The organism is Arthrobacter sp. P1_C12_2 (genome assembly GCF_056406415.1).
Genome location: NZ_JBFUAF010000013.1, coordinates 12,879 through 34,701 on the forward strand (window position 1 = coordinate 12,879; position 21,823 = coordinate 34,701).

A 21,823-nucleotide genomic window follows, 5' to 3' on the forward strand; every position below is an offset into this window, starting at 1 on the left:
TCCCCTGATGACCGCCGATCGTTCGGCGATAGTTAACGATATATCGGCGAGTGTCGCCGGGCAAGGGGTAATTCAACTGAATATCGATCGTGGCCGTCAGGACGATCCCGGCGTGTCCGGATGCCGAAGACTCAGCTGCCGGGCGTGGAAGTCGAAGTGAAGTGTGGGGTAGGCGTACACATCGTTGAGTGTCATCAGCGGCGCGAAGAAGGGGTCCCACCTGTCGGGGAACGGCATCGACCTGGCGAGGGAGCCGGAGTTTTCGTGTTCGAGCCGGCGGGAGAGTGCGGCGATGGTTTTGTCCAGTTTCCGGCTCATCCTGCGCTTGTTGTAGACGCGGGCGGCGGCCCGGGAACCCCAGTAATTCGCCACATCAAAGGGACCGGTGCCCGCGTTGAGGACGGCAGCGAATGCTCTGCCAACCGGGCGGGGGAGCCGGCTGACAACGTGGACCAGCGGAAGCAGGGCACGGACCACCATGTAGCCGAAGACCATGTGGAAGAGCAGCTCCTCGTTGGTCCAGCGGGTGCCCTCGCTTCTGCGGTCGAGATCCTTGGGCGCAGCGTTCTGCAGCAAAGCGCCGAGGTCGCGGCGGGCGCGGCTGTACCCGGCCAGGATCTCTTCCCTCATCGGGTCCACGATGTGCGCTCCGGTGTCGCGGGCTCGGTCAGCTTCCGGTGAGCTCCGCATACAGCTTCTGGACGCGCGCCCGGATGTCGTCCCGGACCAGGCCCATGCGTTCCATGCCTTCGATGCCGCGTTCGGAGGGCTCGTCCGTATCCCAGAACTCGAGCCGCTGGCCCTCGCGGGGCTCGACCTTAGCCTGGTTGCCCAAGACGATGACGACGTCGGCCGCGTCCCGTATTTCGTCGGTGATGGGTTTCGGGTGTTCGCCGGTGATGTCGATGCCGAGCTCTGCCAGGGAGTCCACGGACTGGGGGTTCAGCGATTCGGCGGGTTTGGTCCCGGCAGAGTGCACCGTGACGGTCCCGTTGGCGAGCTGGTTCATGAGTCCGGCGGCGAGTTGGGATTTTCCGCCGTTCTTGCTGCAGACGAACAGGACGCTGGGTGTTTTCGTGGTCTCGGTCATGCGTTCGATTCTTCCTTATCGGAGCTCGGGCTGCTGAGCAGTGATGCTGCAAGTGGGTCTTCGCCGGAGCGTCCGTGGGACAGTCCGGTGGGGAAGCCGACGAATACTGGCTCCGGCGCCGCGCAGCACGAGGACTCGGATGCGGCGGCGGCCGCCGGAACGTCGCAGCTGGTGCCGGCGTCGGAGGAGCAGACGCCGGTTTCGGGGAGTTCGAGCTGGACCGTGTTGGCCGCCTCGCGGTCACCGGCCAGGGCGGCGACGACGGAGCGGACCTGTTCGTAGCCGGTGGCGAGCAGGAAGGTCGGCGCCCGGCCGTAGGACTTCATGCCGACGATGTAGAAGTCGTTGTCCGGGTGCGCCAGCAGTGCTGCGCCATGCGGGGGAACGGTGCCGCACGAGTGGAATTCCGGGTCGATGAGCGGGCCCAGCTCCACGGGTGCTTCGACGGCCGGGTCCAGGTTCAGCCGGAGTTCGCGCAGGATGTCGAGGTCCGGGCGAAAGCCGGTGCAGGGGACGATGACGTCGGCGTCGAGAGTCCGGCCGTCAACGGCTCCCACCGTCACGCCGGAGTCCAGGGCTTTGAGGGAAGCAATGCCGAAGCCGGTGTGCAGTTCGATGGTGCCTGCCTCGACGAGGCGGCGCAGGCGGGCGCCGAGCTGGCCGCGGGCGGGCAGCCCGTCGGCGTCGCCACCGCCGTAGACCTTCTCGGCGGACGCGCCGCGGACCGCCCAGAGGATCCGGGTGCCCGGTTCGTCTTTGGCCAGGTCCGCGAGGCTGATCAGGGTGTTGGCGGCGGAGTGGCCGGCGCCGACGACCAGGGCGCGTCGTCCGGCGAACGACGCGCGGTCACGGCCGGTGACGTCGGGGAGCGGCGAGGAGATCCGGTCCGCGGCGGATTCTTCGCCGATGGCGGGAAGCCCGGAGGTTCCCAGCGGGTTGCGGCTGGACCAGGTGCCGGAGGCGTCAATGACCCCGGCCACGGTGTGGTCGCGGGTTTCTCCGTCCTCGTGCTCGACCCGGACGACGAACGGTGTGCTCTCGCGGTTGCGGGTGTGGGTCTTGTCCATGCCGGCGCGGGTCACCGCGATGACCCTGGCGCCGGTCTGCAGCTGCGGGCTGATGGCCGGGAGTGCGGCCAGCGGGGACAGGTACTGGTCGATCAGTTCCCCGCCGTAGGGCAGGGCCGTGGGCCGGGGAGATTCCCAGCCGGAGGCTTCGAGCAGGCGGACGGCGGCGGCGTCGATGTTGAACCGCCACGGGGAGAAGAGGCGGATGTGGCGCCACTGTTCAATGGCGGCGCCCGCGGAGGGTCCGGCTTCGAAGATCAGCGGTTCGAGTCCGCGTTCGATCAGGTGGGCCGCGGCGGCCAGGCCCGCGGGGCCGGCGCCGATCACGGCAACGGGAAGGTTCTTCGCTGAATCCATGGTTTCCTCTTTCATCCGTTGTGGTGTTGCGGTTGTTTTCGGTTGGCCCTGCCGGCCGGGGTTTGGCCGGCAGGTGCCGGGGTTGGGTTAGCAGCAGTCCTGATCCTCGTCGTCGCAGCATCCGTCGTCGCAGCATCCGGTGTTCATTCAGCTCACCCCCCTCCGTCCTCTGTCAGACGTGTGGTGCTGCCCGTTACTTGATGACGGGCGTCAGGGAGGCGATCAGGCCCTCAATGCGGGCCTTGATCTCGTCGCGGATCGGCCGGACGGAGTCCACGCCCTGCCCGGCAGGGTCTTCCAGGACCCAGTCCTCGTAGCGCTTGCCGGGGAAGTAGGGGCATTCGTCGCCGCAGCCCATGGTGATCACGACGTCGGATTCCTTCACGGCCTCGGTGGTGAGGATCTTGGGGATTTCGGCGGACATGTCGATGCCGAGTTCCGCCATGGCCTCGACGGCTGCCGGGTTGACCTTGTCCGCGGGCTGGGAGCCGGCGGAGCGGACCTCGATCCGGCCCTCGCCGAGGGTGGTGAGGAAGGCGGCGGCCATCTGGGAGCGGCCGGCGTTGTGGACGCAGACGAAGAGGACGGAGGGCTTCTTGGCGGTTTCGGTGCTCACGGGGTTCTCCTGGAGTCAGTTGGGTGGCGGGTGCATCGCGGGCCGGTGGAGGTCCTGCGCCCGACACGTGCAGCGCTCGACAAAACATTGATAAGGATCGATGTACAAAGTATTGGACTATAGATTGATGATTGTCAATATTTAGATGATGTCGACTTCACCGGCCCTTCGGGCATCCCGGCCAGCCCTGGAGGGGCCTGCGGGATATGCCCCTCGTCCGTAGCGGCAAGGAGTGGGCGGGCATTGTCGGGCGAGTCAGGCTGCGAGCACGCGCGGTGCAAGCTCATTGATCCGGTGGGCGATGTCATCGAAAGCCTTCTCGAAGGCGTCTTCGGTGCCCAGGCGCAGCGGATCCGGCACTGACCAGTGCACGCCGCCAAGCCCGACGAGTTCCTCATGGGCGTTGTCGCACACGGTCACCATGAAGTCGCCCGGCGCGGCCACCAGGTCCAGCTTGCGCGGGGGGCGGTCTGCGAGGTCCACGCCGTGGCGGCGGGCGACCTCGATGGCGCCTTGGGCGATGCGGTCCGCGGGGTGCGTTCCCGCCGACGTCGAGGGGATTTCGCTGACCTGCTGCCAGAGTGCGGCGGCCAGCTGGGACCTGGCGCTGTTTCGCGTGCAGATAAACAGGACGCGACTGGCCCCGTGTTCGGCCCCCGGGACCAGGCCTTCCAGGGCGCCGGCAGCAAGCCGGATGTAGCTGCGGCGCCTGTCGGCTTCGGAGCGGTGGCGGGTTGCCAGGCCGGCCTCTTCCAGCGTGCGCAGATGGTGGGAGAGCAGATTCGACGGCATCCCCAGCTCTGCCTGCAGCTCCGTCGGGGACAAGTCGCCCAGGGTCAGCAGATCAACGATGCGCAGCCGCGCAGGATCGGCCAGGGCCGCGTGCTTGGCTACCCGCGCCCGAAAACCGTCTGCTGCCTCAATGTTCATTGGTTCAATTTTGACTGAGTTAAATCTCTCGGTCAAGCTGTTGCCATGACTTCCAACCAGCCGCCGCTGTGGCGCCGTGCCGTCGCTGAACTGATCGGCACCAGTTTGCTTGTGATGATCGTCGTGGGCTCCGGGATCGCCGCGCAGCAGCTTTCCCCCAATGACGTTGGCCTGCAGCTGCTGCAGAACAGCACGGCCACGGTGCTGGGCCTGACGGTGCTGATTCTGGTGGTGGGGCCGGTGAGCGGCGCGCATTTCAATCCTGTGGTTTCCCTCGCCGACTGGATCCTGGGACGACGCAGCGGTACCGGCTTGACCCTGCCGGAGCTGGGCACCTACGTGGCTGCCCAGACCGTGGGTGCGGTCAGCGGCAGCGTGGTCGCGAACGCCATGTTTGAGGTGGGCACTTCCATCTCCGCCAAGGAGCGAGCAACCACGGGGCATCTGCTGGGCGAGGTTGTCGCCACGGCGGGACTGGTCCTGCTGATCTTTGCCCTGGCCGCCACCAAGCGTGGCGTCCTCGCGGCACCCGCGGTGGGCGCCTACATCGGAGCAGCGTACTGGTTCACGTCCTCCACGTCGTTCGCCAACCCGGCCGTGACGGTGGGCCGCATCTTCAGTGACACCTTCGCCGGCATCGCACCGGCCTCCGTTCCCGGCTTCGTTCTGGCGCAGCTGGTCGGGGCGGCTGTAGGCCTTGGCCTCCTCCTCATCCTGTTCCCCTCCGCGGCCCGCACCGCGGACGACGTCGTCCTGGCGCACAGTGCCGAAGCGGCCCGTTCCTAACCTTCGCCAGTCCTTCTGGGGGTCCTCGCAGTCAGGGCTTGCGCCGGGGCCACTTCCACCCGACCATATATTGATGAATATCAATATCAGGGCATAATGGGTACATGAACTCGCTGCCTATCCTCGAACCGGCCACGGATGAATCCTGCTGCGCACCGGCAGGAATGCCTGCCCTCGGCGCTGAGGAGGCGCAGCAGAAAGCCTTGGTCTTCAAGGCGCTGGCCGATCCGAACCGGCTGCGGCTGCTCTCCATCGTCAAAGCCGATCCCTCCGGTGAATCCTGCGTGTGCGACCTGACCGAGCCGCTGGACCTGGGCCAGCCGACGGTCTCCCATCACCTCAAAATCCTGGTCGAAGCCGGGCTGCTGCACCGCGAAAAGCGCGGCACGTGGGCCTATTACTCCCTGGTGCCCGGGGCGCTCGAGCAGACGGCCGAACTCCTGGCGACCCTGTGACCGCGCCGGAACCGTCCGCGATCACGATCCGTCCCATGCGCGAGGACGACTGGCCGGCCGTCCAGGGGATCTATCGTGAAGGAATCGCCACCGGCCACGCGACCTTTGAAGCAGAGGTGCCGGACTGGGAACGCTTCACCAACTCCCGACTGCCCGGCCACCGTCTCGTCGCCGAGGCTCCCGAGGGCGGGATCCTTGGCTGGGCGGCTGTCTCCGCCGTGTCCGCGAGGCCCGTGTATGCCGGTGTGGTCGAACACTCCGTCTACGTCGCCGCGGCAGCCCGCGGCAGGGGAGTCGGGGCCTTGCTGCTTCAGGCCTTGGCCGCATCGACCGAGCAGTGCGGGATCTGGACGATCCAGGCCAGTGTCTTCCCCGAAAACGAGGCCAGCCTGAAGCTCCACCTCGCGAACGGATTCGCCGTCGTCGGCCGGCGGAACCGCATTGCCCGCATGGGCTACGGCCCTAGTGCAGGGCAATGGCGGGATACGGTGCTGATCGAGCGGCGCTCCCCGGTCGTCTAGAACGTGGGTCGCGGGTCCAACCCGAGTCCGCGCTTGCCGATTTCGTTGAGTTCGGTCGCGGGGAACCGGTTGTGCCAGTCGGTTTCGTAGTGCTCCTCGGGGAAGTCCCGGGGTGAACGGCCGGCCTTGAAGTCCTCCGCGACGAGGGTGGCGTAGCGGGTGTTCTTTTCGCATTGGGGGGCTGCTGGGATGTACATGACGTTGCCCCATCCCTGTTGGTCCTGGACAGGCGCGACGGCGTGGATCACGTCGCAGTGCCACCACACCGAGTCACCCGCCTTCACGTTCGGGATGGACGAGAGGGCACGCATCAGCAGGGGGTGCCACTTTTCGCTGATCGGCAGGACGTGGCGGGGGCTTACCCCGCACAGCTCGTCCTCCGGCACGTCGTCCAGCAGCGGGCGGAGCAGGATGTAGGCCATGGCCTCGGGGATCGGTACGGTCTGCAGAACGCCCTGATCGTTGTCCATGTCCGACAGTGCGGTCCAGCCCTGGAATGTGCGGAAGGCCGAGCACATCGTGGTGCCGCCCTCGTACTCGTCAACTTCGGTGCGGTAGGCCGCGTCCCAGGGATCGTACTTCTCCGGTTCGCCATTGAACACGTGCCGGAACACCTGCTGGTAGGCCGGCAATAGCCAGCGTTCCAGGGCGCCGGAGTCGGTGTGGGGGCCCAGGCCGCTGGAGTCCGCACCCGGCGGGCGGCGGCGGATCCGGTCCGGGTACATCGAGTCCTGGTCCGGGTCGAACCAGGTCCTGCCTTCCGATTCGAAGGTCCAGCGGCGGTTGAGGAAGGACTGGACGGCGGCCATCCGCGGATCCTGCCGTGCTTCCATCTGGGGGCGGGACCAGTAGATCGGGTAGATTTCCGGGCGGGAGGCGCTCAGCGTGCCGAAGAAGTCGTCCCCGGGGCCGCGGTACTTGGCGTCGAAATTGTTGCTCTCGACGTAGTCCACGAGTTGCCGGTCCCAGTTCAGGGCCCTTTCGCGGGGGAAATGCCCGCGGACCACGGCGCAACCGCGCTGCTTGAGCGCTGCCAGCTGGGCCTCGCTGACGCTGCCGGACTCGATATCGGCGTAGTCGATGACCGGCCAGACCTCTTCGCCGCGGGCCCGGGTGGCCTCGATTTCCTCGACCTGGGCCCGGATTCGGTCCTCGAGCCGCCGGAAGATGCCCTCGACGTCGCCGATCCGGTTGCGCAGCCCGGCTTTGAGGGCGCGGATCTCGCCCGGGACATCGGCGGGGACCTGCGGGAACTGGTGGATGGTGTCCTGTTCGTTCATTTTCATCACTCCTGGTGTGGTCATTCCTGAACTGCGATTTGTTCCAAGGGGCACTGCGGTGGATGGGGGAGCTCCCTGTTCGAGGGCAGTTCCACCGCATCCGCTCCTTTAGTAAAGATTCCTAACTAATTCCGATTTCAACTATAGATCACTCAGCTACGATGGGGAAGACCCCTATCGGAGGACACTCCCGTGACCCGTTCCTCGCAGTCCCTGGCCCCGGCTGGTTCGACGCCGCAGGCCTTGGCCACCGTCACTGACCGGCGATTCTTCGAGCATCTGCGCCGCAACGGCCCCAGCTCCCGGGCCGCCATCGCCGCCGCCACCGGATTGTCCAAGCCCACCGTCTCCGAGGCGGCAACCCGGCTGACCGAAGCCGGCCTGATCATTGAGACGGGCCAGGCGGCGGGACCGCGCGGCCGCACCGCGGCGATCTATGACATCGCGCCCGGCTACGGACATACCCTCGCCGTCGCGGTGGCTACCGGCAGTGCCCAGCTGCGCGCCACCGACCTGCGCGGCAGCATCGTCGGCGACTACCACGTGTCATCCGGAACGCCGCACACCCGGGAACAGCTCGAGTCCGCCCTGTCAGAGCTGTTCGCCGAATACCGCCGCGATGTCTCCACGCCCTGTCTGGCCGCGGGTGTCTCCCAGGCCAACCCCGTACAGGCAGCCCGGCAGGACGTGCTGAGCCTGCCGAACGCCCCCTTCCCCGAAGGACAGTGGAACCTGGCCGAAAGGTTTCTCGGCCACTGTCGGGGATCGGTCCGGCTCGACAACGACGTCAACTGGGCGGCCCTCGCGGAGCAACAAACCGGATCCATGCGCGGCGTTGAGGACTTCGTGCTGGTCTATGTCGGTGCCGGCATCGGCGCAGCCCTCGTCTTGGGCGGCGAGGTCCGCCGCGGTGCCCACGGCATCACGGGTGAAATCGCCTACTTGCGCCACGGCGGACGGACGCTGATGGAGCGTCTGCTCGATCTTGGCGTCACCACCGCCGGCGGGCATTCCCTGGACACGGACGCCTACCGCAGGCTCTTCACCAAACAGCCCGACTCCCCGCAAGGACGGGAGTTCCTCGAACTCCTGGCCGAGGCCATCGGCAATACGGCCACCCTGAGCGATCCCGCGGCCATCGTGCTCAGCGGGCCGCTGGTGGACTGCCCTGCCTTTGTCAACGGGCTGCGCCACAGCCTGGCCCCGCACCTGCTGGAACCCTCGACCGTGGTGACCGTCAGCGACATCGGCGCCGAGGGACCCCTGGCCGGGGCCGCGCTGCACGCCCACGAAGCGGCAGTGGACGGAATCTGGGCCGAATACCGCCGTTGATCCTCCGGGCCGGCACCGCGGCACTCGGGTCAGCCGGGGGCCGTTCCGTAGGTCGATGCTGCGGCTGATTATTTACGCTTTTACTTAGACTTCCGACGACGGGGGACTGCCGGGGGACTCCGCCGCGCCAAACCGCTGGAAGGATGCGCTTTGCTGGGCAAGCCGGCGCATGGCCAGGAGTACGGGTTCCATCAGGAGTGTCCCGAGGATCACGTGCCGCATCGCAGCCTCGGCCGAATCCGTGGGGACACTTTCGACGTCGGCCTCCGCGATGTCCTGCATTGCCGCGGCGTAGCGGTCCAAGAGCGCCGCCGGCGCGTCGAATCCCGCATCTGCAAGCCCGTGCAGGGCCTCCACCAGGGCGGCCTGCGTATCGCGGTCGCAAATCTCTGCGCCCCAGCCCCAGCGGTCCAGGAGCTTTTGTGCTGAGGAGAGGTCGACGTCGTCCGGTGCGGTCCGGGTGACCGCGTGGTGCGCGATTCCGAGCAGATCGTGGCCGGACCCCGGCGGGATTTCCAGGCCGAGCAGTACCTGACGGGTGGCGCTGACGCTGAGCCCGGCGGTGCCGATGAGTGCCCGGATGAGCTTCAGCCGCCGTACATGCGAGTCGTCGTATTGGGCCTGCGTCGCGGACGTCAGTACGCCGTCGTGAAGCAATTTCTCCCGAAGGTAGTACTTGATGGTGGCCACCGGTATCTCCGTGGCCGCGGCCAGCTGTGAGATGCGCAAAGTTTCTCCTTGACTTAGATAGTGGTACTCGCCAATATTGGGGAGTATCGGTATCCAGTTAGGAGAAAAGTATGGCACGCATCAATGCTGGACGTTTCACGCACCGCCATTCCGGTGATTTGGTGGTCTTCCTCATCGGCATGCGCATCAACAGTCCCTGGCGTCCGGATCTGTGGCTGCCGGCGTTCCTCGCGATGCCCCGGATGCTGACCGAGCTCTTCCGGGAGCCGGGGTCCGGCCTCCTTGGTTGCCGATTTGCCCTCGGAGCGGGCGGGCCGGTCATCGTGCAGTACTGGGACTCGCTGGAGAAGCTGTATGCCTACGCCAGCGCGCCCCAGTCCGAGCACAGACCCGCCTGGGCCGCCTTCAACCGCCAGGCGCGAAAGGCCCCCAAGGCCGTCGGCATCTGGCATGAGACATTCCAGGTAAGCAGGGCCGAGAGCATGTATGTCTCGATGCCTACCGAAGGTCTCGCGCAGGCCACCGGGCTAGTGCCCGTGGGTCCGGGAAGCCATCACGCAAAGGACCGGCTGTCCAACCCGGGCTGAGACGGCAGGTGTGTCTTTCCAGGGGAATTTCCGGTTCAGGGTTGGGTCCGGGTGCCCGGCAGCGGGAGGTGGGACGCGAGTCCCGAGAGCAGGATGGTGATTCCCTCATCCAGCTCGGCCATCCCGTCGTAGTCGGCGAGGACCGGGGCAAGGGCGCGGAGGCGGGGGAAGTCTTTCGGCGGCAGGCGGTGCAGGCCCAGGCGGAGAAGGGCCTCGTTTTCCTCGGGGTCGACGACGAATTCCTGCAGTTCGTTGAGGATGTGCCCGTAGAGGTATCCGTAGTAGGCGCGGTAGACGTGCAGTGCATCAACGGGAGCAAACCCGGCGTCGATCAGCAGGGACAGAATCTGCTCCAGTGGCCGCAATGTTCCCAGCGGCCGCAGGCCCAGTGGCGTTGACAGGGGGCGGGTCACAAGGAGGGGCACGACGTTGGGGTGCCGGAGCGCCAGGAGCCGCAGGTCGTGGGCAATGCGCCGGAGCTGCGCCTGCCAGTCGGGGTCATCAGGAATGATGGCCAGTTCGTTCAGCACGAGTTCTGAGACGCCGTCCAGCAGTGCTGCGCGGTTGGCGGCGTAGCGGTACAGGCTCATGGGATCCCGGCCGAGTTCCTGGCCGAGCCTGCGCATGGTGAGGGCGTCGAGTCCTTCGGCGTCCACCAGTGCCAGCGCTGAGGACAGCACAAGCTCACGGCTGAGCCGCGCCTTCTTGCCGGGAGCCCTGGGGGGTCCCGGGTTCTCTTCGGGCGACATGGTGTTCCGTTCGGGTGGGTTGGGAGTGGTCACGTTTGCACGGTAAAAAGCAGGTTGCTTAATATGTAGTCTACGCCTACAGTCTACATTGTAGAGAAGTTGTTTTGACTGGTTTCCGCGGCATGTGGATTACCAGCCCAATAACGCTTTATCCCCGGATCTGCGGTGACGCAGCAGTGCGGGATCTTGCTTCATCGCCCCGTGCATGGCTTTGACGCGTAGCTGCTGTAGCCACACGGCGGCACAAAATGCACCGCGAAGAAACGAGCCATTCATGGCAACTTCCCAATACAACCAATTCCTGCAGGAAGCCACTACCCAGGACCCTGCATCCGATCACGCTCTCGGCCGGGACTGCCTCTACGGGCTCTACACCAGCTGGTGCTTCCTTCGCCAGTCCACTCCCCGCTCCGAAGCTGCCTTTTGGGCGGGCATGAAAGAGAACCAGGTCCATCCCAAGCGCACCGGCCTCCGCATGAAAGGACCGGCCGCGGCGGACTACATCCTGGCCAGCTACCCGGGCCTCGTCTGAACCGGATGACAATCACGTCAAGCACGTACTTGCCCCGGGATGCCCACCAGCCGCGAGGCCGCCGGCCTTGGTGCGCGACATGCGAGACCGACCGGCACCTCCTCCTGGACTCTGTCACTACGATGAATCCGCAGCGGGAAACCCTGGCGGCTGCCATCAGCTGCATCGGCTGCGGCAGCTCGCACGTGGTGGCCACGAGTGCGGCGTTCCTGGCAGCTATTCCGGCGCGAAACGGGAGCAGTGGCGGCGCCGTGCACCGGGACGACGCCTACAGCCACTGCCAGGAGCCGATGTCCGCGGTGGACCCTGAGAGGCGAACCGCCCACCGGCCGGTTTCCACTCACGCCGGGAGCCCGGATCTTCTTGGCGACTATCTCCGGACGCGCGTCCTGCGGTGCCGGTGCGGGTTCCAAAGGGAAATACCCGGCCCATGACCGGCAGCATTCTCCCGGGTCTGTATCCAACAACGTATTAGGGGCACACCGTTTCCAATCACAGCACACCCAACACCGGACCCTCCGCGGCCCACAATCAACGACCCGGGCTTATGGACATGGATCTGTCCCCGCAGGGACTCGCGGATGCCCCGGCGAACGAAGTCGATCCGGACAGCCTCGTCTACACCGGCAACAGCTAGACAAGTCAGCTGTTGCCCGTAGCCGCGGGGATCCGGACGGCCCTGCCTCTGACCACTATTCCGCCGGCAGCGGGAATGTCCACCGTGAGTAGGCTCGGGCGGCCGACGTGCCGTCCCTGGTGGATCAAGACTCTTGACGGCGGCTCGACCAGGCCCAGAATGCGAAGGTAGGCGCCGACCGCCGCCGCGGCGGCCCCTGTCGCGGGGTCCTCCGTGATGGCTCCCACCGGGAACAGATTCCGGGCTTCGAATTCGCCATCTGCAATCCGGTTCAGGACGGCTACCGTTGCGGCCCAACCCTGTGCGTCCATGAGTTGGCGCACCGCCTCCGGATCGAAGGCAAAGGAGTCGAAAAGGTTGCTGTCGGCGAAAACCAGGACTGGATGCCAGTTCCCTGAATACGCGATCCGCGGCGGATAGGCGGGATCGATATCGGTCAGCCCGACGCCGAGCAAGCCCAAGAGGTCGGCCAGGACGTCGTCGTCGAACGCGGCCAGCTGTGGCTCAACGCCCGTGAACGATGCGGTGATGTCGTCGCCGTCGCCCGCTGTTTCGATGAGGACCGGGCCGACGGGGGTGTCGAAGGTGAAGGATCCCGCCCCGTCGCGTGCGCTCAGCGCAACAGCCAGCGCAATGGTCGCATGGCCACAGAATGGCACCTCGGCGATCGGCGAGAAGTACCGAACCCGGCTCCGGCGCGGGTCCCCGTCGACAACCGGCTCCGTCACGAAGGCGGTTTCGGCGTACCCGACGGCGGCCGCCACCGCCAGCATCCCGGCATCATCCAGATGGCGCGCATTCAGGACCAGGCCGGCAGGATTGCCGCCATCCGGCGTCGTGGAAAAGGCCGCATAGCGGAGGACCTCGGGGGTGGTTTCCATACCGCGATCCTCCCACGTCCAGCCACCGCGGCAGCGGCCGTCCATCAAGGGGGCGGTTTATGACAAGGCCTCACGGGGAGGCTAAAGCGAGGGCGCGCCGCGGCAATCTTGTGGCGACGTCTCAGGCCAGGTTTTCCTTGAGCAGGGCGCGGTGTTCGATCGCGGCTGCCCGGTGGAGTGCACGGCCGGCGTCGGTGAGTTCCAGAAAGAGTGAGCGCCGGTCATCTTGGCAGGAGCGGCGGGAAATGAGCCCGGCCTTGTCGAGGCGATCCACCACCTTGGACATGGCGCTCTGGGTCATGGGGGTGCGCTCACCCAGCTGCTTCATCCGGCACGCTGCATCTTCGCTTTCGGCCACGAGATCCAGGATTTCAAACTCAGTCAGGCCGATGTTGAACCGCGACTCCAGGGCACGGTCGATCGCCCCCGCAGTGCGAAAGTACGTGGTCTGGATGCTGCGCCATTGCTCTACCAGCTGGCGGTCCTGCGGTGTTGCCATGCCGAAATTCTAGTTCATGACGAATTAAAAGTCCACGTCATAATATTCCTTGTCATTCAATGACGGGTCATATAAATTGGTGGCATGACCTCAACTTCCACTCTTCAAAGGCCTGCCGGCGAACGGCTTGCTCCCGTCCACTGGACACGTGCGCAGTGGATGCTTCTCCTCGTCCTGTGCACCGTTTTGGCGCTGGACGCGCTGGACGTATCCATGGTCGGTGTGGCGCTGCCTTCCATCGGGACCGAACTTCACCTTGGAACCGAGTCCCTCCAGTGGATCGTCTCCGCCTACGTGCTCGGTTACGGAAGTCTTCTTCTGCTCGGCGGCCGGATGGCCGATCTGCTCGGCCGGCGGCGCATCTTCCTGATCGCGCTCAGCGTCTTCGCCGCGGCTTCTCTCCTCGGCGGCCTGGTGGACGACCCCGCCCTGCTGATCGCCACCCGCTTCCTGAAGGGCCTTGCCGCCGCGTTCACCGCTCCTGCCGGCTTCTCGATCATCACCACCAACTTCGCGGAAGGTCGCGAACGCAACCGGGCCGTGTCCATCTTCACCACTTTCGGCGCAAGCGGCTTCTCACTCGGTCTGGTCGTCGGAGGCCTGATGACCGCGATGAGCTGGCGCTGGACCTTCCTGGTCTCGGTGCCGGTGGCGGTCGCCGTCGTGATTCTTGGCCTGAAATACATCCCCCGGGACAACGCCACCGGCCGGGATCCTGACAGTGGGCACGACGTCTGGGGCGCCGTCACGCTCGCCGCCGGCATGCTGGGGCTCGTGTACACGCTCGTTTCAGCACCCGGGAATGGCTGGGGATCTGTGGCAACTATCGCCGGATTCGTGGCCTCCGCAGCAGTGCTGGCAGCCTTCGCGGTGATCGAGAACCGCGTCAGGCACCCCCTGATCAGGTTCAGCATCCTCCGGGAAGGCTGGGTGGCGCGGGCGAACCTCAGCGCCGTGGGGTTATTCGGCTCATATTTGAGTTTCCAGTTCATCCTCACGCTCTACCTGCAGTCCGTGCTGGGATGGAGCCCCCTCGGCATGGCCCTGGCCCTTCTTCCCACGGGCCTGTTGGTGGCCTCGAGTGCACCTTTCGCCGACCGGCTCATCGACAAGTTCGGCGCCCCGCGGCTGATCCTGACCGGTTTGGCCTCGCTGACGCTCGGCTACCTGCTGTTCCTGCGGGTGGGCACCTCGCCCAACTACGTGACGGACATTCTCCCCTCCGTCCTGCTGCTGGGCGTCGGCTTCGCCCTGGCGTTCCCATCAATCAACGTCCAGGCCACCGCGGGCATCCGGAATTCTGAACAGGGTCTGGCGGCCGGCCTGATCCAGACCAGCACCCAGGTGGGGGCCGCACTGGTTCTCGCCGTCACCACCGCCATGGTCAGCGGTCACGGCAACGCGTCCGGCGGCGGCACTGGCCTGGGTGCGGCGGCCATGCTGGAACAGTATCGCCCGGGCCTGATCCTGAGCGCGGCAGTGGCGCTTGCAGCCCTGCTCATCGCCGCGGCACCCTCGCGGAGCCGAAAACGGGTGGCAGCAGAACACTGACCGCCCGGATGTGACTTCCAACCAGAGCCCTCGGCCTACGCCGAGGGCTCTGGTTCGCGATGGCCAATCCGCCGTGGTCGGGCTGAACGGCGGGCGCCTGCGGCGCAACAAGCGGATGAACAGCCTGCGACTTGGTAAATAAAGCATATTTTTTAGGAAACATTTGACTCAATCTTTGAGTCATGGCACGCGCGCGTAGTCTTGTGCAAGCGCTTACATTTGGCGCGTTCTGAGCCTCTTTGGCGTCCGAAATGTGGTTTTGAATCCTCGCCAGCACTGTCTACGGTGATGAACGTCCGGGGAATCAGCACCCTCCCGGGCCACTAGGCGGGGCCCTACCGAGGTCCCGCCCCCTCGACACAATGGCGTCCTCGATGACGCCTGCGGTGTCATCGGGGCTGTCGGAGTTTCGGGGAATGAGGGCACACGCCCGTCTTCCACGAATGGTCTCAACTCCGCGAGAAGAGCAAAAATGCACGAGCACCCCAATACACCCCGGAAGCTGCGGTGGCGTTCTGTCGCCGCAGCACTGGCGGCGGCCGTGGCGGCCTCCGTCTTCCTTTCCGTTCCGTCGGCGCAGGCAAACACGCCCTCGGATCCGCCGAGCAGCGGGGAGATGCCGGCTCCGACGCCCGGCTTCCCCCTGCCCACGAAGCACACCCAGCAGGCCTTCGATCCGGCCGCGGCCTTCACCTCCAAGTGGACGCGTGCGGATGCCAAGCAGATCATGGCCCAGAGCAGCACCGCCGTGTCCCCGGGCCAGAACTCCATGAGCCCGAACGTCACCATGCCGGAAATCCCGCAGGACTTCCCGGCCATGAACGACGACGTGTGGGTTTGGGACACCTGGTCCCTGACCGACGAGAACGCAAACCAGATCAGCTACAAGGGCTGGGACGTCATCTTCTCACTCGTTGCCGACCGCCACGCCGGATACGGCTTCGACCAGCGGCACTGGAACGCACGGATCGGCTACTTCTTCCGCAAGACCAACGCCGACCCGGCCAAGGACAAGTGGAACTACGGCGGACACCTGTTCCTGGACAACACCTCCATCGGCAACACCGAATGGTCCGGTTCCACCCGTCTCATGCAGGGGAACCACGTCAACGTCTTCTACACGGCAACCACGTTCTACGACGTTGCCGAGCGCAACGCCGGCGGCGGCGGAATCGCCCCCGATGCCGTGATCGCCAAGGCGCTGGGCAACATCCACGCGGACCAGAACGGCGTGAGCTTCGACGGCTTCGAGCACACCAAGCTCCTCGAGCCCGACGGTGTCATGTACCAGAACAAGGCCCAGAACCCGGGCTTTGCCTTCCGGGACCCGTACACGTTTGCGGACCCGGCTCAACCCGGCAAGACCTTCATGGTCTTCGAAGGCAACACCGGCGGCAAGCGCGGCGACTACAAGTGCAAGGACGAGGACCTGGGCTACCAGCCCGGCGATCCGCATGCCGAAACCACGAACACTGTTAACACCACGACCGGTTCCTGGTTCCAGACCGCCAATGTCGGCCTGGCCGTCGCGGACAACAAGGACCTGACCAAGTGGCACTTCCTGCCGCCGATCCTGTCCGCCAACTGCGTCAACGACCAGACCGAGCGCCCGCAGATCTTCATCCAGAACGAGGGCGGCAAGAACAAGTACTACCTGTTCACCATCAGCCACCAGTTCACCTACGCTGACGGAATGCGTGGCCCCGACGGCGTCTACGGCTTCGTGGGCAACGGTGTCCGTTCCGACTACCAGCCGATGAACAACAGCGGCCTGGCTCTGGCTTCCCCCACGGACCTGAACATGCCGGCCAACGCGCCCGAAGGACCGAATCCCCTCCAGAACGGCCGCCAGTTCCAGGCCTACTCGCACTACGTGCAGCCCGGCGGTCTGGTGCAGTCCTTCATCGACAACGTCAACGGTGTCCGCGGCGGGTCCCTCTCGCCCACTGTGAAGATCAACTTCCGCAACGGTGTTTCCGCAGTTGACCGCAGCTTCGGCCAGAACGGCCTGGGCCCGTTCGGGTACCTGCCCACGAACCTCAAAGTCGGCGGTGCCGGCCTTTACAAGTAGTCAGTAGGCAGTCACGAGGCGGAAGTGCCCGGAATTCCAGGCGCTTCCGTCCTCGGCATATACAGGCCATAGATGGGGCGGGATGGCTTCCGCCAGAAACCAGGAATGTTGAATCATGAAAAACCTTCGGACGATCTGGATTGTGGTGGCAGCAGCGGCCGCGGCTGTTCTTGTCGCGCTGGCGCTGGTCCCTGCGACGGGATCCCGTCCGGCTGCCCAGAGCCAGGGCGCCCAGAGCCAGGCCGAGCAGGCGCTCCGGGGCATCGCCGACGCCCAGACCGAAGCCAACGAATCCCACGGGCGTTACGGCTCCTATTGGCTCAGCAGTGGCGACCGCACTCTTGAGGAGCTGGCGCATCCGATCCGGACCGAGGGTGTGGCGGACCTGCGGAGCATCGAATGCCCCGGCGGGTGGGTGGCAGCCGCACGGATCGGAGACGACGTCGAGGTCATGTCCAGCGTGGAGGACCGGGTGGTCCGTGCAGGATCAGGTGAGGTGGTTCGCCCGGAGTGCATGAGCCCCGAGGCAGTCGAGTCCATGCTCGCCGATCTGGGTATTTCACGGCAGACGTCGGCGCCCGCGGTTTCAGCTTTCGACCGGCCCGAGGGGGCATCCGAGTTCCGGCCGGGCTATCACATCACGCCCGGGAAGAACTGGATGAATGATCCGCAGCGTCCCATCCTGCTGGACGGCGTGTGGCACTACTACTACCTCTACAACGCCGGGTACCCGAGGGAGAACGGGACCGAGTGGTTCCACCTGACCAGCACAGACCTGGTGCATTGGAAGGACGAGGGGGTGGCGGTCGCCAAGTACAAAAACGGACTCGGGGACATCGAAACCGGAAGCGCCGTGGTGGACCACGACAACTCGGCCGGCTTTGGCAAAGACGCCGTCGTCGCGGTCATGACGCAACGGGACCAGGGCGTCCAGCGGCAATCCCTGTTCTATTCCACCGACAACGGATACTCCTTCACCGCATATGCGCAGAACCCGGTGATGGAAAACCCCGGCGAACCGAACTGGCGGGATCCTAAGATCATCCGCGATGAAGCCCACGGCCAATGGGTGATGGCCCTGGCCGAAGGCGACAAAATCGGCATGTACACCTCGCCGGACCTGAAGAACTGGCGCTACGCCTCGGGCGTCGAACGCACCGGCCTGGGCACCCTCGAATGCCCGGACCTCTTCCAGCTGGATCTTGACGGTGATCCAGCCAAACGGACCTGGGTCCTTGCCGCCAGCGCCAACGGCAGCGAAGAGGGATTCACCACGGGCGTTGCCTACTGGACTGGCGAATGGGACGGAACCAGATTCACCCCGTCCGGCGAGCCGCACCAGTGGCTCGACGCCGGCTCCGACTTCTACGCCGCCGTGACGTGGGACGATCCGAGGCTCACCGAAAGCCAGCGGATGTCCTCCCGGCACGCCATCGGGTGGATGAACAACTGGGCGTACGCCCGGCAGCTGCCCACCGAGGACTGGCACGGCGGCGCCGACTCCATTGTGCGCGACATCCGGCTGGAAACAATCGCGGGAAAGTCGACCCTTGTGTCGAACCCCTCCGCCGCCATGAAGTCCATTGAAGGCCCGGTGGCAACAACCGGGGAACGCCGAATGACACAGGATGGCGCAGGACAGTTGCCGGCTCCGGAGGGCGGGGCGTACCGGCTCGATGTGACTCTTGAACGGACGGCGGACGACGACGGTTCCGTTGCGAGGATCGAGCTCGGAAGCGACGGGGGAACGTTCGCGACGGTCGGATATGACTTTGCCGACGAATCGGCATTCATCACCCGCGATGCCGATGCTGCCGCCACCGGCAAGGCCGAACTCAGTCCGGACTATCGGGCATCGCGACGCGCAGTCAGTCCGGCGCGTGACGGGAAGGTGGAGCTGTCGATTTTCGTCGACTACAGCTCGGTGGAGGTTTTCATCAACGGCGGGGAAAAGACCATGACGTCGCTCGTTTTTCCCACCGCAGGGACGCCGAGCATCAAAGCCGCGACGGCGGGGGGCACGCTGACGCTGAAGTCCTTCAGCTACCGGCGGTTGGCCTCGACGCACTGAGCAGTGGGGCAGCAACTCGTGATGGGCGGGGTTCCAACGGAACGGGGCTACGAGATTTCAGTTTGTCACGTTGACGGACGGTCCATTCGATCCTGGAACACGTAGGGTTGATAGGAGGAGTGGACTTCGGTGGGGGATTCCGTCTTGTCGACATAAATGCCCCTCCAACACCAATCCAGCACGACGGCATCGCACGCATTCCCCTGTCTGAAAAGCCTGACAGGTTTTTCGTTGAACCGATGCCTGAGAGGCAGCAGTGATTGAAATGCACATCAAGGAACAATGGAACCGGCTCGATCCCACCACCCAGCAGTGGCTGATGAACAACCCTGGATGCATGGTCCTGCCCCGTACCCTGACGGCAGTTTTCAACAAGGAAACGAGCGAAAACGCCGACGTCGACATGCATGGCGAAGCCGTGCTCACCGACGAGGACAGGGAGTTCATCCAGTTCAAGGCACGCGAAGCCGAAGCCGCAGGCGTATCGTCGGCAACATGACGAATAAACCATCAGCACCAGAGACGGAAGTCCTCGAATCCCACCAGTGCTGGGAGCTGTTGCGTCGCGTATCGGTAGGCCATCTCGCCGTCTGGATGGGAGACCATCCTGACATCTTTCCCATCAACTACAAGGTCGATCACGGAACTTTGGTCTTCCGAACCGGAGACGGAACCAAACTGCATGCCGCATTGGGCGAGACCCCCGTTGCGCTGGAAGCTGACGGTGTCGATGCGGAATCCGGCGTCGCGTGGAGCGTGGTGGTGAAAGGACAAGCCACAACCATAAGTCTGGTCGAAGATGTCCTCGTCACCGTTGGACTGTTCCTCTTTCCCTGGGAAGCCGGCCGCAAAGACCACTTCATCCGGATCGTTCCGACGTCCATCACCGGCCGCCGCTTCACCATCACACCACCGCTGACCTGGTGGAGCCCCCTGGACGACGCTACCCGTGCCGGATTCGAATGATGGCCTTCTCTTATTGGAGATAATCCGGGGCCGCTTCCAGGCCGAAGTACTTCTCAAGGGTGGTAATCCCGGTGCTTTGCATATCCTCGGCGATGGCCCGTCCCACATAGCGCAGATGCCATGGCTCGTAGGTGTAGCCGGTAGTGGCCCCTGCCCCGGCCGGATATCGGATAATGAATCCGTACTCCCAGCCGTGTTCAGCCGCCCACTGGCCTGCCGGGGTATTTGCGAAGCAGGCTAGCAGGGCGCAGATTCCGCTGGCATTGCCGATGTCCATCGCCAGGCCGGTCTGGTGTTCGCTGTAGCCGGGCCGGGCGGCAAGGGTATCCGCCGTCGCCTGTCCGTACTGGCGCACGTAGCTGTCATAGAGGCTGGCCTGCTCGCTGAACGAACGGTAGCCGCTGATCGGCAGGATGTTCACGCCGGCCGCCTTGGCGGCTTTGGCAAACTGCTTGTAGGCGTCCGCGGCCTGCGCCCGCAACCGTTCCCCCTGGACTCTGACCAGCTGCCCCGGCACATAAGCGGCCGGGTTCAGCTGCCGGTGCTTGTTGACCACCACCTGCAGGCTGGAGGCAGAATCAAAGTCGTAGCCCACCGCGGCCACTGCCGTCACCGATGGTGCGATCATGCCGAGCGAAAGCACCAGCCCCGCCACAGCACCTGTCATCCTGCTGATTCCCTTAAGCACGATGGCCCCCAAGAAGTGTCCGGAACAGATGCGGGAACTCTACCGGTATGCAGGGCCGTGGTCGAGGTTTGAACGCTTTAGATGGTCAACGGAGGACGGTTCCGCCCCTTCGGCCACTATGGCGTCTACAACCTCACCAAGTTCGGCGTCAACGGATTCACCGAATCCCTCCGTCAGGAAGTCACTCGGCGGCACGTGCGGGTCGGCGTCCTGCAACCCGGCGGCGTCGACACCGAGCTCGGTTCACACAACAAGCCCGACGTCCGCGGCGAAATGATCGACCCCTTCTATGAACAGACCGAAGTGCTCGCGCCCGAGGACATCGCCGACGGCGTCGCCTATATGGTCACCCGGCCCCGCCACGCCTCCCGTGCGGAACTGGCCGATCTGATTCGGGTTGATTCCAGGCATATGGCAACCGGTTATTTTGACGACGTGCTTCGGGCGCCGGCGTATTGGGCCAAGGGATGGGCTTCGACGGCGATGTCGAGTTCTTCCAGGGTCGGGGGGTTCGCTCCCGGGCGCTGAACGGTAATGGCCGCGGCTGCAGCTGCGGTGTGTCCAAGCTGCTCCAAGACAGCTGGGGCGAAGCCTTCGGTTCCTCGGGTGAGAAAGCCCAGGATCAGGGCGGACATGTAGGAGTCCCCGGCGCCGATGGTGTCGGCAACTTTGGACTTCACGGCAGGAATGCTGATGTTAGCGGCGGAAGTGGTGAATTGTGAGCCTTCGGCGCCCTTGGTGATGACGGTAAGTCCGGTGCCCAAACCAAGGATGTGGGCTGCGGTTTCGTCCAGGCTTTTTTGCGGGTATAGCCATTGGGCGTCTTCGTCGCTGAGTTTGACGACGTCGGTTAGTGGCACGAGCTCTTCGAAGGTGGCCTTCGCTTCTGCATGGCTGCCGAGCAGGGCTGGCCTGATGTTGGGATCGTAGGTGATCATGCAGTCTCTGTGTGTCTGTTCGAGCAGTGATCTCACGGCGCCGGCGCCGGGTTCGAGGAAAGTGGCGATGGAACCGGTGTGCAGTATTTTGGGGACGTAGGCGGGGGCTGCTGGCGCAAGGTCCCAGATGATGTCGAAGTCGTACCTGGCGGAGCCGTCCGGTTCAAGGGTTGCTGTTGCCGATGCTGTCCGGGTGAGGGATCTTGATCCGGGCAGAAGTACGACTCCCGCGCTGCGGAGATGGTTTTCGATAGAGTCTCCCCGCGCGTCCGGGGCAATGGCCGTGAGCAGACCTGTGGTCACGCCCAGGCGGCCAAGTCCGTAGGCGACATTGGCCGGTGAGCCGCCCGGGTGTTCCACTGTGTCGTGTGACGTTGTGACCACGTCAATCAGCGCTTCGCCTACGACCATGACGTCGAGGGAATGGTGAGCGCAGGGCCGGGCTGTTTTGAGGTAATCCATGGTGTGTCTCTCGTGGGAAGCTGATGTCGGGGCCTGTCCGAGGTGCATCAGTCCGCGGACCGTGACC

General features: G+C 65.0%; 24 protein-coding genes. 12 read left to right on the forward strand and 12 right to left on the reverse strand.

Annotated features, from left to right (window positions below):
- Window positions 1–96 precede the first annotated feature (96 nt).
- From AC1DZQ_RS14405 to AC1DZQ_RS14425, 5 genes are all read right to left on the reverse strand, one after another.
- On the reverse strand, window positions 97–630 hold the full coding sequence (locus tag AC1DZQ_RS14405; protein ID WP_476964280.1) for a DinB family protein: 534 nt from the start codon (window positions 628–630) through the stop codon (window positions 97–99).
- A gap of 37 nt (window positions 631–667) precedes the next feature.
- Window positions 668–1,090 (reverse strand): arsenate-mycothiol transferase ArsC, encoded by a 423-nt coding sequence (locus AC1DZQ_RS14410; RefSeq protein ID WP_476964172.1) that lies wholly within the window; start codon window positions 1,088–1,090, stop codon window positions 668–670.
- Complete coding sequence (locus AC1DZQ_RS14415) at window positions 1,087–2,514, reverse strand: FAD-dependent oxidoreductase (RefSeq protein WP_476964173.1); 1,428 nt, start codon at window positions 2,512–2,514, stop codon at window positions 1,087–1,089. The genes AC1DZQ_RS14410 and AC1DZQ_RS14415 overlap by 4 nt, the downstream gene beginning before the upstream one ends.
- A gap of 193 nt (window positions 2,515–2,707) precedes the next feature.
- Window positions 2,708–3,130, reverse strand: a complete 423-nt coding sequence (locus AC1DZQ_RS14420) for an arsenate reductase ArsC (RefSeq protein WP_476964174.1) — start codon at window positions 3,128–3,130, stop codon at window positions 2,708–2,710.
- Between the two features lie 255 nt (window positions 3,131–3,385).
- Entirely contained in the window at window positions 3,386–4,060 is a 675-nt protein-coding gene (locus AC1DZQ_RS14425) for an arsenate reductase/protein-tyrosine-phosphatase family protein (protein WP_476964175.1), read from the reverse strand.
- A gap of 45 nt (window positions 4,061–4,105) precedes the next feature.
- Between AC1DZQ_RS14425 and AC1DZQ_RS14430 the strand changes: the two genes are divergently transcribed.
- The 3 genes from AC1DZQ_RS14430 (at window position 4,106) to AC1DZQ_RS14440 (ending at window position 5,822) form a co-directional block, all read left to right on the forward strand.
- Window positions 4,106–4,846, forward strand: coding sequence for an aquaporin (locus tag AC1DZQ_RS14430; RefSeq protein WP_476964176.1), 741 nt, complete (start codon window positions 4,106–4,108; stop codon window positions 4,844–4,846).
- Between the two features lie 104 nt (window positions 4,847–4,950).
- Complete coding sequence (locus tag AC1DZQ_RS14435) at window positions 4,951–5,301, forward strand: ArsR/SmtB family transcription factor (RefSeq protein ID WP_476964177.1); 351 nt, start codon at window positions 4,951–4,953, stop codon at window positions 5,299–5,301.
- Complete coding sequence (locus AC1DZQ_RS14440; RefSeq protein ID WP_476964178.1) at window positions 5,298–5,822, forward strand: N-acetyltransferase family protein; 525 nt, start codon at window positions 5,298–5,300, stop codon at window positions 5,820–5,822. Before AC1DZQ_RS14435 ends, AC1DZQ_RS14440 begins: the two co-directional genes overlap by 4 nt.
- On the opposite strand, the gene AC1DZQ_RS14445 is transcribed toward AC1DZQ_RS14440, so the two are convergent.
- Window positions 5,819–7,102, reverse strand: coding sequence for a DUF1479 domain-containing protein (locus AC1DZQ_RS14445; RefSeq protein ID WP_476964179.1), 1,284 nt, complete (start codon window positions 7,100–7,102; stop codon window positions 5,819–5,821). The two genes, AC1DZQ_RS14440 and AC1DZQ_RS14445, sit on opposite strands and share 4 nt — an antisense overlap.
- Window positions 7,103–7,294: 192 nt before the next feature.
- Here AC1DZQ_RS14445 and AC1DZQ_RS14450 point away from each other — a divergent pair, with 192 nt between their 5' ends.
- Window positions 7,295–8,434: an ROK family transcriptional regulator gene (locus tag AC1DZQ_RS14450; protein WP_476964180.1), complete on the forward strand. Its 1,140-nt coding sequence runs from the start codon at window positions 7,295–7,297 to the stop codon at window positions 8,432–8,434.
- 84 nt (window positions 8,435–8,518) lie between these two features.
- Here AC1DZQ_RS14450 and AC1DZQ_RS14455 read toward each other — a convergent pair whose 3' ends face one another.
- Window positions 8,519–9,163: a MerR family transcriptional regulator gene (locus AC1DZQ_RS14455; RefSeq protein WP_476964181.1), complete on the reverse strand. Its 645-nt coding sequence runs from the start codon at window positions 9,161–9,163 to the stop codon at window positions 8,519–8,521.
- 71 nt (window positions 9,164–9,234) lie between these two features.
- Here AC1DZQ_RS14455 and AC1DZQ_RS14460 point away from each other — a divergent pair, with 71 nt between their 5' ends.
- Window positions 9,235–9,711 carry a DUF4188 domain-containing protein gene (locus tag AC1DZQ_RS14460; protein ID WP_476964182.1) on the forward strand — a complete coding sequence of 159 codons (477 nt, stop codon included), beginning with the start codon at window positions 9,235–9,237 and terminating at the stop codon, window positions 9,709–9,711.
- A 35-nt stretch (window positions 9,712–9,746) separates the two neighbouring features.
- Here the strand turns inward: AC1DZQ_RS14460 and AC1DZQ_RS14465 are convergent, their stop codons facing one another.
- Window positions 9,747–10,460 carry a TetR/AcrR family transcriptional regulator C-terminal domain-containing protein gene (locus AC1DZQ_RS14465; protein ID WP_476964281.1) on the reverse strand — a complete coding sequence of 238 codons (714 nt, stop codon included), beginning with the start codon at window positions 10,458–10,460 and terminating at the stop codon, window positions 9,747–9,749.
- 274 nt (window positions 10,461–10,734) lie between these two features.
- On the opposite strand from AC1DZQ_RS14465, the gene AC1DZQ_RS14470 reads away from it, so the two are divergent.
- Entirely contained in the window at window positions 10,735–10,992 is a 258-nt protein-coding gene (locus AC1DZQ_RS14470) for a hypothetical protein (protein WP_476964183.1), read from the forward strand.
- Window positions 10,993–11,634: 642 nt separating this feature from the next.
- On the opposite strand, the gene AC1DZQ_RS14475 is transcribed toward AC1DZQ_RS14470, so the two are convergent.
- A complete protein-coding gene (locus tag AC1DZQ_RS14475; RefSeq protein WP_476964184.1) occupies window positions 11,635–12,510 on the reverse strand; it encodes a PhzF family phenazine biosynthesis protein in 876 nt (291 codons plus the stop codon).
- Window positions 12,511–12,631: 121 nt separating this feature from the next.
- Complete coding sequence (locus AC1DZQ_RS14480; protein WP_476964185.1) at window positions 12,632–13,009, reverse strand: MarR family winged helix-turn-helix transcriptional regulator; 378 nt, start codon at window positions 13,007–13,009, stop codon at window positions 12,632–12,634.
- 84 nt (window positions 13,010–13,093) lie between these two features.
- Between AC1DZQ_RS14480 and AC1DZQ_RS14485 the strand changes: the two genes are divergently transcribed.
- The 5 genes from AC1DZQ_RS14485 to AC1DZQ_RS14505 all read left to right on the forward strand — a co-directional run bounded on the left by AC1DZQ_RS14485 (window position 13,094) and on the right by AC1DZQ_RS14505 (window position 19,668).
- Window positions 13,094–14,560 carry an MFS transporter gene (locus tag AC1DZQ_RS14485; protein ID WP_476964186.1) on the forward strand — a complete coding sequence of 489 codons (1,467 nt, stop codon included), beginning with the start codon at window positions 13,094–13,096 and terminating at the stop codon, window positions 14,558–14,560.
- 472 nt (window positions 14,561–15,032) lie between these two features.
- Window positions 15,033–16,631, forward strand: a complete 1,599-nt coding sequence (locus tag AC1DZQ_RS14490) for a glycoside hydrolase family 68 protein (RefSeq protein WP_476964187.1) — start codon at window positions 15,033–15,035, stop codon at window positions 16,629–16,631.
- Between the two features lie 115 nt (window positions 16,632–16,746).
- Window positions 16,747–18,702 (forward strand): glycoside hydrolase family 32 protein, encoded by a 1,956-nt coding sequence (locus AC1DZQ_RS14495; protein ID WP_476964188.1) that lies wholly within the window; start codon window positions 16,747–16,749, stop codon window positions 18,700–18,702.
- Window positions 18,703–18,967: 265 nt separating this feature from the next.
- The gene (locus AC1DZQ_RS14500; protein WP_476964282.1) at window positions 18,968–19,201 is read left to right on the forward strand and encodes a hypothetical protein; all 234 of its coding nucleotides are present in this window, start codon (window positions 18,968–18,970) and stop codon (window positions 19,199–19,201) included.
- On the forward strand, window positions 19,198–19,668 hold the full coding sequence (locus AC1DZQ_RS14505) for a pyridoxamine 5'-phosphate oxidase family protein (RefSeq protein WP_476964189.1): 471 nt from the start codon (window positions 19,198–19,200) through the stop codon (window positions 19,666–19,668). The genes AC1DZQ_RS14500 and AC1DZQ_RS14505 overlap by 4 nt, the downstream gene beginning before the upstream one ends.
- 10 nt (window positions 19,669–19,678) lie before the next feature.
- Here the strand turns inward: AC1DZQ_RS14505 and AC1DZQ_RS14510 are convergent, their stop codons facing one another.
- Window positions 19,679–20,335, reverse strand: coding sequence for a M15 family metallopeptidase (locus tag AC1DZQ_RS14510; protein WP_476964190.1), 657 nt, complete (start codon window positions 20,333–20,335; stop codon window positions 19,679–19,681).
- Window positions 20,336–20,437: 102 nt separating this feature from the next.
- Between AC1DZQ_RS14510 and AC1DZQ_RS14515 the strand changes: the two genes are divergently transcribed.
- Entirely contained in the window at window positions 20,438–20,884 is a 447-nt protein-coding gene (locus tag AC1DZQ_RS14515) for an SDR family NAD(P)-dependent oxidoreductase (protein WP_476964191.1), read from the forward strand.
- Here the strand turns inward: AC1DZQ_RS14515 and AC1DZQ_RS14520 are convergent.
- Window positions 20,779–21,756 carry a carbohydrate kinase family protein gene (locus AC1DZQ_RS14520; RefSeq protein WP_476964192.1) on the reverse strand — a complete coding sequence of 326 codons (978 nt, stop codon included), beginning with the start codon at window positions 21,754–21,756 and terminating at the stop codon, window positions 20,779–20,781. The genes AC1DZQ_RS14515 and AC1DZQ_RS14520 overlap by 106 nt on opposite strands.
- Window positions 21,757–21,823: the final 67 nt, after the last annotated feature.